This is a genomic window from Pseudonocardia pini (assembly GCF_013870575.1).
GTDB lineage: Bacteria > Actinomycetota > Actinomycetes > Mycobacteriales > Pseudonocardiaceae > Pseudonocardia > Pseudonocardia pini.
This window is the reverse complement of the sequence record NZ_JACBXB010000099.1, coordinates 1-10981: the sequence shown is the minus strand read 5'-3', so window position 1 is coordinate 10981 and position 10981 is coordinate 1. Positions and strand designations below refer to the sequence as shown.

The 10981-nt window shown below is 72.8% G+C and carries 11 protein-coding genes and 2 pseudogenes; 5 read left to right on the top strand and 8 right to left on the bottom strand.

Annotated features, from left to right (window positions below; translation table 11 throughout):
* Window positions 1–213, top strand: a 213-nt coding sequence (locus tag H5J29_RS08910) for a helix-turn-helix domain-containing protein (RefSeq protein ID WP_181780445.1), incomplete at its 5' end; no start/stop codon positions are given.
* Between the two features lies 1 nt (window position 214).
* Here the strand turns inward: H5J29_RS08910 and H5J29_RS34870 are convergent.
* Window positions 215–604 (bottom strand): annotated as a pseudogene (locus tag H5J29_RS34870) (ester cyclase); the annotation flags it as partial.
* Window positions 605–900: 296 nt separating this feature from the next.
* On the opposite strand from H5J29_RS34870, the gene H5J29_RS34865 reads away from it, so the two are divergent.
* Complete coding sequence (locus tag H5J29_RS34865) at window positions 901–1191, top strand: MFS transporter (RefSeq protein WP_312858124.1); 291 nt, start codon at window positions 901–903, stop codon at window positions 1189–1191.
* 259 nt (window positions 1192–1450) lie between these two features.
* On the opposite strand, the pseudogene H5J29_RS34860 reads toward H5J29_RS34865, so the two are convergent.
* Window positions 1451–1618: pseudogene (locus tag H5J29_RS34860) on the bottom strand (histidine kinase dimerization/phosphoacceptor domain-containing protein); the annotation flags it as partial.
* 659 nt (window positions 1619–2277) lie between these two features.
* Between H5J29_RS34860 and H5J29_RS08900 the strand changes: the two are divergent.
* Window positions 2278–2847 carry a hypothetical protein gene (locus H5J29_RS08900; RefSeq protein ID WP_181780443.1) on the top strand — a complete coding sequence of 190 codons (570 nt, stop codon included), beginning with the start codon at window positions 2278–2280 and terminating at the stop codon, window positions 2845–2847.
* A complete protein-coding gene (locus H5J29_RS08895) occupies window positions 2840–3898 on the top strand; it encodes a DUF418 domain-containing protein (protein WP_181780442.1) in 1059 nt (352 codons plus the stop codon). The genes H5J29_RS08900 and H5J29_RS08895 overlap by 8 nt, the downstream gene beginning before the upstream one ends.
* Window positions 3899–3930: 32 nt before the next feature.
* Here the strand turns inward: H5J29_RS08895 and mftM are convergent, their stop codons facing one another.
* Together mftM and H5J29_RS08885 are read right to left on the bottom strand one after the other, a co-directional pair.
* On the bottom strand, window positions 3931–4629 hold the full coding sequence (gene mftM / locus H5J29_RS08890) for a mycofactocin oligosaccharide methyltransferase MftM (protein ID WP_181780441.1): 699 nt from the start codon (window positions 4627–4629) through the stop codon (window positions 3931–3933).
* A gap of 158 nt (window positions 4630–4787) precedes the next feature.
* On the bottom strand, window positions 4788–5312 hold the full coding sequence (locus tag H5J29_RS08885) for an ester cyclase (RefSeq protein WP_181780440.1): 525 nt from the start codon (window positions 5310–5312) through the stop codon (window positions 4788–4790).
* A gap of 80 nt (window positions 5313–5392) precedes the next feature.
* Between H5J29_RS08885 and H5J29_RS08880 the strand changes: the two genes are divergently transcribed.
* Window positions 5393–6010, top strand: coding sequence for a TetR/AcrR family transcriptional regulator (locus H5J29_RS08880; protein ID WP_181780439.1), 618 nt, complete (start codon window positions 5393–5395; stop codon window positions 6008–6010).
* A gap of 60 nt (window positions 6011–6070) precedes the next feature.
* Here H5J29_RS08880 and H5J29_RS08875 read toward each other — a convergent pair whose 3' ends face one another.
* From H5J29_RS08875 to H5J29_RS08860, 4 genes are all read right to left on the bottom strand, one after another.
* Window positions 6071–7609: a VWA domain-containing protein gene (locus H5J29_RS08875; RefSeq protein ID WP_181780438.1), complete on the bottom strand. Its 1539-nt coding sequence runs from the start codon at window positions 7607–7609 to the stop codon at window positions 6071–6073.
* The gene (locus H5J29_RS08870; protein WP_181780437.1) at window positions 7610–8824 is read right to left on the bottom strand and encodes an AAA family ATPase; all 1215 of its coding nucleotides are present in this window, start codon (window positions 8822–8824) and stop codon (window positions 7610–7612) included. It lies immediately after the preceding gene.
* A 179-nt stretch (window positions 8825–9003) separates the two neighbouring features.
* A complete protein-coding gene (gene mdo / locus H5J29_RS08865; RefSeq protein WP_181780436.1) occupies window positions 9004–10296 on the bottom strand; it encodes an NDMA-dependent methanol dehydrogenase in 1293 nt (430 codons plus the stop codon).
* Window positions 10297–10528: 232 nt separating this feature from the next.
* Window positions 10529–10981, bottom strand: a 453-nt coding sequence (locus H5J29_RS08860) for a GNAT family N-acetyltransferase (RefSeq protein WP_220187148.1), incomplete at its 5' end; no start/stop codon positions are given.

Here is a 10981-nt window from a genome sequence, read left to right as displayed (position 1 = left end):
ACCACCCGGGCCAACCCGGCCGGTCTGACCGGCCGCCAGCTGGAGATCCTGCAGCTGGTCGCGGCGGGGCTGACCAACGCCGAGATCGCGGCCCGCCTGGTGCTGTCCGTGCGGACCGTCGACCATCACGTCTCGGCGGTGCTGCAGAAGCTGGGCGTGGCGTCCCGGCGGGACGCCGCCGCCGCGCTGGCCGAGCGGGAGATCCCCGCCTGAGTCACGGCATGCTGGGCCGGTTCGACGGGGGCACCAGCACCGCGCCGAGCTGCAGGAGGCGCTGCAGGTCCTGCGCGGTCCGCCAGACCTGGGCCACCAGGCCGTCGCGGATGCGGAACACGAAGGTCGCCGCGAAGACCTGCTGGACGCCGGTGGCCCGCACGCCGAGGAACTCGTCCTGCTCACAGAGGTTCGTCGCCCGGACGACGACCCGGTCGCCCTCGGCGATCACGTCCTCGACCGTCCAGGACTGGGTGATCCGGCCGAACGACGCGACGAGTGCGCGGACGCCGTCCGGTCCGGCGGGCAGGCCGGGCGGGCCGCCCGCCATGGTCCAGTCGGGGGCGGTGGTGCGCACGAGCCCGTCGACGTCGCCCGCGGAGACGAGGTCGAGCCAACGGACGGCGAGTGCCTTGGCGGCGGCGGTGTCGGTGGTGGCGGTGAGGGTCATGGCTGCTCCTTCTGTCGAGGTGGGAACAGCGTGGCCCGCGGCGGGCGGCACCCGGATCCGTGGCCGTTGCCCATCTCGGTGGGGGAGGTGCCCACCCGAGATGGGTGGCCGCTGCCGATGGCCCACCCCGCCCGCCGCAGCACAGTCGGGGCACCCGCCGAACCGAGGAGGCCCCCGTGACCGCCGTCCTGCCCGCTCCACCCCGGCCCCGTGTCGGGCTCGTCCTGGCCGGGCTGATGCTCGGCGTCTCGCTCGCCGCGCTCGACATGACCATCGTGGCGACCGCCGCGCGCACCATCGCCGACGACCTCGGCGGGCTCTCCCTGCAGGCCTGGGCCACCACCGCCTGCCTGATCGCGGGCGCGGTCTCGACGCCGTTGTACGGGCGGCTCTCCGACGTCCACGGCCGCAAGCCCCTCTACCTCGTCGCGATCGCCCTGTTCGTCGTGGGCTCGGCGGCGTGTGCCGCGGCGCAGTCGATGCCGCAGCTCGCGGTGCTGCGGGCGGTCCGTCGGGGGGTGCGGTGAGGTCGTTGGTCAGCTCGACCACCAGGCCGTCGGCCAGCACGACGTCCACGGTGGACCCCGGCGCGTGCTTCGCCGCGTTGGTCAGGCCCTCCTGCACGATCCGGTACGCCGCCAGGTCGACGGCCGCGGGCAGCGGTCCGGTCCGCCCGTCGCGCAGCCGCACGGTCAGCCCGGTGGCCCTGGCGGAGGTCAGCAGGGGGGCGAGGCGGTCCAGCCCGTCGGGTGCGGTGCGCGGCTCGCCCTCCGCGCCCGACCGCAGCAGCTCGATCATGGCCCGCATCTCGCCGAGCGAGGCCACGCTGTGCTCGCGGACCGCCTCCAGGACCCGTCGGTGGACCGCCGGGTCGTCCCCGCCGAGGGCCGCGGCGGACTGCAGGGCGATGGCCGACACGCGCCCCGCGACGGCGTCGTGCAGGTCCCGGGCCATCCGGTTCCGCTCGTCGGTGAGCGCGGCGTCCCGGTCCCGCGCCGCGAGCAGCCTGGTCTGTTCGGCCAGGTCCCGGTGCCTGCGGACCTCCAGCGCCCACAGCACCGGGATGCCCAGCAGGATGCTGAAGCTCAGCAGGTCCAGCAGCGCCTCGCGGCCGCCCGCGGTCACCAGCCTGCCGAGGGTGAGCAGTGCGAGCACGCCGAGCGAGAGCCCCGCGACGGTCCACGCCGCGCGGGCGCGCGAGTAGAGGACCGCGCAGTAGAGGACATCGCCGAGCACGAGCAGCACGCCCAGCGGCGTCGCCCCGGCGAGGACGACGGTGCCGACGAACACCGCCACGACACCGGTCAGCGCCACCACCGGATGCCGCCTGCGGAGCACCATCGCCAGGCAGGCGAGGAGCACGACGAGCGCCGTGCTGCCGAACGACGCCTCGTGCCACCAGAGCAGGCGGACCTCCGGCACGGCCCACGCCAGCAGCAGCCCGACGACGAGATGGCCGAGCGCGACGAGGCCGTCCCGCGCGAGCGGTCTGTCGAGGAGCACCGACCCATCCCAGCACGTCGGCGGCCCGCCCGCCTCCGTCGAACGATGTACGCGACGATCGCCCTCCCGCCCGACGCGACGACCCCCGCGGCCGGGGGAGCGTGGCGGCCATGGGGGACATCGATCCGTTGGTGTGGGTGATCGGAGCCTGCGAGGTGGGCTTCTGGGTGCTGCTGGGGCTCGGCCTCTCGGCGCGCTACCTGCTGCGGCTGCGCCGCGTGTCCGCGGCGCTGCTGCTGTGCGTGCCGCTGCTGGACCTGGTGCTGGTGGGGGCGGCCGCGCTCGACGTCGCCGGTGGTGCGGAGCCGCGCACCGTGCACGGCCTCGCCGGGCTCTACCTGGGTTTCACGGTGGCGTTCGGGCACTCGACGATCCGCTGGGCGGACGGCTGGTTCGCCCACCGCTTCGCGGGTGGTCCGCGCCCGGCGCCGAAGCCGCGCGCGGGTGCCGCGCGCGCACGGTACGAGTGGCGGGTGTGGGGCAGGGTCGTGGTGATGACCGTCGTCGCGCTGGCGGTCCTGTCCCTGCTGTCGGTGGCGGCGGGCCGGGGCATCCCGATGCCGACGGAGTGGGCCTCGGACCCGCTGTGGAACTGGGGCCTGAGGGCCGTCGTCGTGACCGGGATCTGGTTCGTGGCCGGCCCGATCTGGTACTCGACGAAGGAGCGGACGGATGCGTGAGCGGCTGCCCGTCCTCGACGTCCTGCGGGGGATCGCGATCCTGGGCACCTTCGCGTCGAACGTCTGGCTCCTCGCCTTCCCCGGCGGCCCGCAGGCCTGGCTCGCCGCGGGCACGCCGACCGGCGAATGGCTGCTGAGGGGACTGGTCAACGGCAAGTTCCTGGCCCTGCTCACGCTCCTGTTCGGCGTCGGGCTGGAGCTGCAGTACCGGTCGGCGGTCCGCCGCGGGGCGCGGTGGCCGGGGCGGTACCTGCTCCGCGCGCTCGTCCTGCTGGTCGAGGGGGCGCTGCACTACGTGCTGGTCTTCGAGTTCGACGTCCTCATGGGGTATGCGGTCACCTCCGTGGTCGTCGCGTACCTCATCGGCCGGTCCGACCGCGTGCAGAAGGCCTGCACGGTCGCCGTCGGCGCGGTGTTCGTGCTGCTCATGGGCCTGCTGACCGCGACTCGGACGGCGTCGCCGGAGATCCCGGCGGTCCCGGTGGCAGACCTCGGCTACGGCGCACAGGTGCTCGGCAGGCTCCGCGACTGGGCCACGTTCCGCGCCGAGCTGGTGGTCATCGTGCCGCTGGGGGTCGTGCTGTTCCTGCTCGGCGCGCGCCTGCACCGCGCCGGCGTGTTCGACGACCGCGGCGCGGCCCCGCGCCGCAGGCTGATGGTCCTCGGGGCGGTGGCCCTGCCGGTGAACCTGCTGACCTCGTACCTGGGCCCCGCCTGGTTCCTCGTGGACCGCTACCTGCTCGCCCCGCTGGTCGCGCTCGGCCTGCTCGCCGGGGTGACGCACCTGGTCCGGGCGGGCTGGGCACCTCGGGGTCTCACGGCGGTGGGCCGGACCGCGCTGAGCTGCTACGTCCTGCAGAACGTGCTCGCGAGCGTGCTCTGCTACCGGTGGGGCCTGGGCCTGGCGGGCCCGGAGACCTGGCGGGTGCTGCTGATCTGGGCGGCGGTGAGCGGGCTGTGCACGGTGGTCGCCGTGCTGTGGCTGCGCCGCTTCGACCGGGGCCCGCTGGAGCTGCTGACCCACCGCCTCGTCCGCCCCGCCCCCCTGTGAGTGGCGATGGTCGCCCTGGCGACCATCGCCACTCACAAGGTGAGGGTGAGCCAGCCGCCGTGGTGGACGGTCACCTCGTACGCCAGGCCGGTGCGCTCGCCGAGGGCCGTCAGGGTGGCGGTGTCGAACACCGTGACGTGACCCCAGGTCTCGTTGGGCTCCGCCTCGAAGGGGACGGCCACCACGACCCGACGCCGCGCCAGCCGGATCGCCTCGGCCAGCACCGCCTCGCCCTCGGCGGGCGGGAGGTGCTCGATCAGGTGGACGGCGAACACGGTGTCGGCGTGGTCGTCGGGCAGCGGGACGGCGCGGGCGTCGGCGACGAGGGTGTCCATCGGCAGGCCGAGCCGGGGGGCCATCCGGTCGAGCAGCGCCACGGTGCCGGGGGTCAGGTCGGTCGCGGTGACCCGGTGCCCGGCCGCCGCGAGCCGCAGGGACAGGAAGCCGAAGCAGCAGCCGAGCTCCAGGACGTCGCCCAGGGCGAGCTCGGCCGCGCGCTCGTGCACGGGCTTGAGCTCGGCGTTCGTCCCGCCGGGGAGGGGTTCGCCCGCCAGCGCCGCGAGGGTGTTGCGGTAGAAGGCGAACCAGGCGTCCTCGGGATCCTGCGCCGCCGCCGTGACGATCGCGACGAAGGCCTCCTCGAAGTGCTCCGGTGGCACGATCCCGGGCACCACGAGGGTCCGGTCGATCCATCCGGCCAGGTCGTTGTCCAGCTGCCCGAGCCCGATCATCGCCGCTCCCTTCGTCGGGAACGACGCTAAGCAGCGGGGGGCCGAAGCGGGGCGGATCCCGTCCGGCGGACAGTCCGGAACCCTCCGACCGGGCAGGCGAGGGACCGCCGGTCGAGCGGGGCTCCCGAGTCCGGCCGCACCGTCGGCGAGGGCGCCCCTCACCCGGTGAGCACCCGCCGGGCCCGTCGCGTGGCGAGCGCGCTGCGGAGCAGGAACAGGGGCGAGGGCGGCACCCAGCCGAGCTGCAGGGCCATCCCGTTGTCGTCCCGGACCGCCCAGTGCTCCACGACGAGTCCGTCCCGCAGACGCTGGAAGTGCGCCTGCGCGACCGAGAACCGCCTCCCGGTCGGCGCGAACGCCCGCTCGACGGTGCCGTCCGGCCCGTGGATCGTCATGGGCCCGGTCTGACGACCGCTCATCCGGCCGTACACGACGGTGAGGTCTCCGTCGACGATCACGTCCTCCACCGCGAAGGCGAGCTCCGACATGGTGCTCCGCAGCCACTCACCGGTGGCGAAGAAGGCCTCCGGACCGGTTCCGCGGGTGGCGGGCGGCTCGGCCGCCGACTCGCGGTTGACGGCCTCGGGATGGACCACCTCGCGGAGCTGGTCGAGCGTGCCCCCGGCGACGAGGTGGATCGCGCGGACGGCGACGTCGCCGGGCGCGAGGGTCGGTGCGGACATGGTTCCCCCTAATTGGTTACAGTGTGCTGTAGCGATTCGGGACAGTACGCTGTACCGAACTGGACGGCAAGGGAATCCGCATGGCGTACGACAACTCGGCGCGCGCGGCCCGCGCCCGCCTGACCAGGGCGAGCGTGATCGCGGCTGCGGGTGAGGCGTTCCTCGCCGCCGGGTACGCGGGCACCACGATCAAGGCGGTGGCCGGGGCGGCGGGGGTGTCGCCGGAGACCGTCTACAAGACGTTCGGCGGGAAGGCGGCGCTGCTCAAGGCGGTCTACGACGTCGCGCTCGCCGGGGACGACGAGCCGGTCCCGATGGCGCAGCGGCCCGAGATGCTCGCCCTGCGGGACGCACCGGGTCCGGTGGAGGCCGCGACCGCCTACGCGACGGTGGCGCGGGGCATCGCCGAGCGGACGGGCCCGCTGACGGCGCTGATGTGGGGGGCGCGGGCGACGGACCCGGACCTCGACGAGTTCGCCCGGACCCTCGACGGGGAGCGTCTGGCGGGGGCCACGGCGATCACCCGGCTCTGGGGCGGCCGCGGCTGGCTGCGGGCGGACGAGGATCGGGCCCGGGACGTCGTCTGGACGCTGATCTCGCCCGCGGTGCACGAGCTGACGGTCGCGCGGGGCTGGTCCGGCGCGGAGTACGCGGCGTGGCTCGCGGAGACCCTGCTGGCCACCGTCCTCCGGCGATGAACGAGCGGCACTCTCGCTCACTAGGTGTGAGCGAGAGTGCCGTTCGTTGGCGGGGGCGGGTCAGCGGCCGATCAGGTCCACCGCCATCTCGTTCGTGGTGTTCTCCAGGCCGGTGAGGTCGCGGACCACGCGGACCCGGTCGCAGTACTCGGCGTAGTCCGGGAGGTCGCAGCGGCCGAGGCCCCAGGAGTAGCGGGGCTCGGGGGTCAGCCAGATGGTCTCCCTCGCCCGCCTCGTGATCTCGACGAACGCCTCCATGTTCGGGTCGTTGCCGTTGCCCCGCCCGTCGCCCAGGACGAGCACCGTGGACCGCCGGGTGACGGCCGAGCCGTGCTCCTCCAGGAACCGCCCGAACGCGAGCCCGTAGTTCGAGTTGGCGTCGACGTCGACCACGTCGCCGCCGAACACCAGCCCGAGCGCGTGCTCGACCGGATGGTCGGCGAACAGGTCCGTGATCTCGGCGATCTCGTCCACGAACGCGAACGAGCGCACCTGCCCGAAGAGATCCTGCAGGCCGTGGACCAGGTGCAACGTGAACCGCGCGGTCGCCCGCACGGACAGCGAGACGTCGGCCAGCACGACGAGCCGGGGCTTGTCCTCCTGCCGCTTCACCGTGACCGGGTTGAACGGGACGCCGTCGAAGCGCATGTTCCTGCGCATCGTGCGGCCGGAGTCGATCCGGCCCTGCGGCGACACCCGACGGCGGTGGGTCAGCGCGCCGTGCAGCGTCTTCGCGAGCCGGCGCAGGGAGTCCTCCAGCTGCATCCGCTCGGTCTCCGACGCCCGGTCGACCTGCGCGGTCCGGCCCTCGCCCTCGCCGCCGTCGATGATCCGCTGCTCGATCTCCATCAGCTTCTCGAGGTGCGCCTTGATCGCCTCGGGGAGGTTCGCGAGCACGCCCGCGAGCCGGCGCCGGAGCGCGGAGGCGTCGTCCTCCGTGCCCTCGGAGAGCGCCGCGTCCTCCTCGGCGGTCAGCCAGCCCAGCAGGGCCTCCTGCTCGGCGACGGAGAGGTCCGCGTCGACCTTGGTGCCGTTCGCGGTCGAGATGTCGCCGGGCAGCCCCGCGCCGGAGAGCCGGTCGGTCTCGATCTGGACCCGGTTGCCGTCGGTGGCCTGGGCGGCCTGGTTGTCCTTCGAGAAGATGATCTCCTCGGTCATCGCGGCCAGGTCGATCTTGTTGGCCTCCTGGTGCAGGTTGTACTGCTGCGCCAGGTCGTCGGGGTCGAAGTAGTCCCTGATGTCGACGGGCTTGCCGTGCTCGTGGCCCTGCTGCGGCGTCTCGGACGGGTCCTCGGAGAGCGTGAAGTCCTCCAGGGCGCCGTCGTCCGAGAGGTCGCCGTGGCCGTGCCCGTGGCCGTGCCCGGTCTCCGGGTCGCCGATCTTGACCAGCGCGAAGAACAGGTCGAACACCTCGTCGAAGGTCGCCTCGTCGCGCCGGTCCTTGACCAGCGCGACGCGCAGCGCCTCCTTGAGCACGGCCTTGTCCGCGAGCACGCCCGGCTGCGCGGCGCACCGCATGGCGTCGAGCGCCTCGGAGACCGAGATCCGCACGCCCCGGATGCGCAGCAGCCGGACGAACCGGTGGATGCTCGCCTCCATCTAGAGCGCCCTCTTGCGTCCCAGCCCGAACGAGCGCGAACCCTGCCCCGACGTCACGTTCCGCACCTTGGCAGGGGCGTCCTTCTCGCTGCCCTTGGCGTAGTCCGGCGTGCCGTAGGCGCCTTCGCCGTGCCGCCCGGCCGTGTCCTTGTCGGCGCGCTTCGACCGGCCGTCGACGTCTCCGTCGTCGCTCTCGTCGGAGTGCCCGTGCCCGTGCCCGTGTCCGTGCCCGTGTCCGTGTCCGTGGGAGTGCTCCTCCACGACGGCGTTGGGGTCGACCAGGCGGGGCAGCGCGTCGAGCGCCTTCTTCACGTCCTTGTCGTACTTGACCACCACGGACACCGTGTCGGACAGGATCTGCGCGTTCAGCTCCTCGACACCGAGGACGGCCAGCGTGCGCGCCCAGTCGATCGTCTCGGAGATGCTCGGGGCCTTGCGGAGCTCCAGCTCGCGCAGCCCGCGCACGACGTTCACGAGCTCCTCGGCGAGGGAGTCCGAGAGCCCGGTCTTCTTGGACCGGACGATCTCCAGCTCGCGCGCGGCCTCGGGGTAGTCGAGGAACAGGTGCAGGCAGCGGCGCTTCAGCGCGGCGGCGAGGTCGCGGGTGTTGTTCGAGGTCAGCAGCACGTAGGGCCGCTGGTCGGCCGTGAAGGTCCCCACCTCGGGGATGGAGATCTGGAACTCGCCGAGGGTCTCCAGCAGCACGGCCTCGAGGGCCTCGTCGGCGCGGTCGACCTCGTCGATCAGCAGCACGACCGGCTGCGGGGACCGGATGGCCTCGAGCAGCGGGCGCGGGGCCAGGAAGCGCTCGGAGAAGAACACGCTCTCCTCGGCGCCGATCCGTTCCACGGCGCCGGCCAGGTCCGGGGCGTCCGCGACGACCTGCCCGATCTTCTCGCGCAGGATCTGGGTGTACATGAGCTGCTTGCCGTAGTCCCACTCGTACAGGGCCTTGGTCTCGTCCTGGCCCTCGTAGCACTGCAGCCGCAGCAGTCGGCGGCCCGTGGCGAGCGCCAGCATCTTGGCCAGCTCGGTCTTGCCGACACCCGCAGGCCCCTCGAGCAGCAGCGGCTTGTCGAGCCGGGTGAGCAGGAAGACCGTGGTGGCGAGCCGGGTGTCGGCGATGTAGCCCTGCTCGCGCAGGGCGTCGACGACCTCGTCGACGGAGGCGAACGGCGGGTCGGGATCCTCGAGGGCGGGCACGGACTCGGTCACGGGTGGTGCTCCTTCCGCGCGGCTCGTCGGCGGGCCGCGGTAGGCCGCTCAGGCGGGCGGGCCCGCCGTGACCCAGTGTGCGCCGGGTGGACACGACGGGCCCGCCGAAGGCCTGAGAGTGCAGGTCGAGCGTCGTGAGTGGCGATGGTCGCCGGAGCGACCATCGCCACTCGCGGCGGTCAGGAGAGCAGGTCGTCCAGGTCGCCGTTGATGCAGTGGTCGACGACCGGGCGGACGGTCTCGAAGGTGCACTCCTTGGGGTTGCCCGGGGTGCAGGCGTCGCCGAGGACGTGGTTGGTGATGCGGTCGACGTCCGCCGCGTCGCCGACGATGGTCGGCGCGTTCTCGTAGTACTTGGTCGGGCCGACGCCCAGCCGGTTCTTCGAGTACGAGTCCTGCGTGACGTCGATGAAGCGCTCGGGGATGCCCACGTCGCGCAGCAGCCGGATCGCGGCGGCGAGCGCGGCCTCGGCGGCCTGCACCTTGGTCATGCCGTGGGTGTCGATGCCCATGGCCTCCGCGATGTCCGCGAAGCGCTCGTAGGCGACCGGCATGTTGAAGGCCCACACGCGGGGCAGCGCGATGGCGTTGTTCAGGCCGTGGTGGGTGTCGTAGAACGCGGACACCGCGTGCGAGATCGAGTGGATGATCCCGAGGCCGCCGGAGTTGAACGCCTGGGCGGCGATGTACTGCGCGTACATCATGCCCTCGCGGCCCGCGAGGTCCTGGCCGTTCCACACGGCCGCGCGCAGGCTCTGCGCGGTCAGCTTGATCGCGTGCAGCGCGTTGCCGAGCGACGGCTGGAAGTTCAGCCGGGAGACGTACGGCTCGGAGGCGTGCGCCAGCACGTCGAACCCACACTGCGCGGTGTAGTCGACCGGGCAGTCGTAGTAGAGGACCGGGTCGTCGATCGCCAGGCTCGTGACCGAGGCGTCGTCGAACGCGACGTACTTGTGGGGGTTGTCGGGGTCGGTCGTGGTGTCCGTGATGACGTACGCCCACGAGGTCTCCGAACCGGTACCGGCCGTGGTGGAGACCGCGATGTGCGGCGGGTTCTGCGGGTTCTCGGACTTGTTGAAGCCCTCGAACTCGTTGACGTTGCGGCCGTCGTGGGCGACCGAGATGCGCGCGCCCTTGCAGGCGTCGTGGCTGGACCCGCCGCCGATGGAGACGAACGAGTCGCACTTGTTCTGCTGGTACAGGCCCACAGCGTCCATGACGTTGTAGTCCTTGGGGTTCGACTCGACCTGGTCGTAGAGCACGACCTCCAGGCCGTGGTACTTCATCGACTCGACGATCTTGTGCACGATGTCCGTGCCGCGAAGGCCCGACGTCATCACGAGCGTCTTCTTGAACCCGAGCTTCAGTGCCTCCGGCCCGATCATCTCGTGCGCCCCCGGCCCCATCAGAGCCTTGGGGAACGGGTGGAACTCTTTGAGCGGGAACGGCTTGAGCAGTTCGTCGACCTGCATGGCAGCCCTTTCTGGTGCAGGTGAAGTCGGTCGACGGCGACGCTAGGACCGGCGTGACGCCGGGCACAGGGGGGCGCGGGCTAAACCGTCAAGAGGTGGGGGCGGAAACCGTCTTGTCGGAGGGGGGTCGGCGTGCTATTGCATCATGTTGGCAACAAGGAGGCCAGTCCCATCCAGCTGGGAGGCCGGCGCGAGCAACCGCACCTCGCCGCCGAGCAGCCCCGCGGACTGCTCAGACCTGCCTGCTGGCCGACCACCGCTCGCCGACGACGTCGAACCCGCGCCGGGAGTACCACCGCCGGGGCCACGACGCGGCGAGGGCGTGCAGGCCCAGCAGGTCGCAGCCCGCCTCGGTCGCCACCGCGACCGCGCCGCTGACCAGTGCGTTCGCGTGTCCCCGTCCACGGTTCGCGGCGGCGGTCTCGACCGCCTCCAACGCGGCGGTGGCCCCGTCGATCTCCAGGGCGGCGGCCGCGACGACCCGGCCCTCCTCCCGGACGGCGAGGAAGCGGACGTCCGTGCCGTAGTCGTCGACGAGGTACCGGCCGGGCAGCTGCAGGCGGAGCGGGTCGTCGGCGGGGAGGTCGGTCCGCCAGGCGCCGACCCAGACCTGCCGGACCTCGTCGAGGGACACCTGTTCGGCCGGTCCCGGCGGTCCCGGGGTGCCCGTGAGTGGGCGGGCCAT

Excerpts from the sequence above, each read along its gene's own strand:
- H5J29_RS08885 (WP_181780440.1), bottom strand. The coding sequence starts at position 5,312 with ATGTCCGCACCGACCCTCGCGCCCGGCGACGTCGCCGTCCGCGCGATC.
- H5J29_RS08895 (WP_181780442.1), top strand. The coding sequence starts at position 2,840 with ATGCGTGAGCGGCTGCCCGTCCTCGACGTCCTGCGGGGGATCGCGATC.
- H5J29_RS08880 (WP_181780439.1), top strand. The coding sequence starts at position 5,393 with ATGGCGTACGACAACTCGGCGCGCGCGGCCCGCGCCCGCCTGACCAGG.
- mdo (WP_181780436.1), bottom strand. The coding sequence starts at position 10,296 with ATGCAGGTCGACGAACTGCTCAAGCCGTTCCCGCTCAAAGAGTTCCAC.
- H5J29_RS08900 (WP_181780443.1), top strand. The coding sequence starts at position 2,278 with ATGGGGGACATCGATCCGTTGGTGTGGGTGATCGGAGCCTGCGAGGTG.
- H5J29_RS34865 (WP_312858124.1), top strand. The coding sequence starts at position 901 with ATGCTCGGCGTCTCGCTCGCCGCGCTCGACATGACCATCGTGGCGACC.
- mftM (WP_181780441.1), bottom strand. The coding sequence starts at position 4,629 with ATGATCGGGCTCGGGCAGCTGGACAACGACCTGGCCGGATGGATCGAC.
- H5J29_RS08875 (WP_181780438.1), bottom strand. The coding sequence starts at position 7,609 with ATGGAGGCGAGCATCCACCGGTTCGTCCGGCTGCTGCGCATCCGGGGC.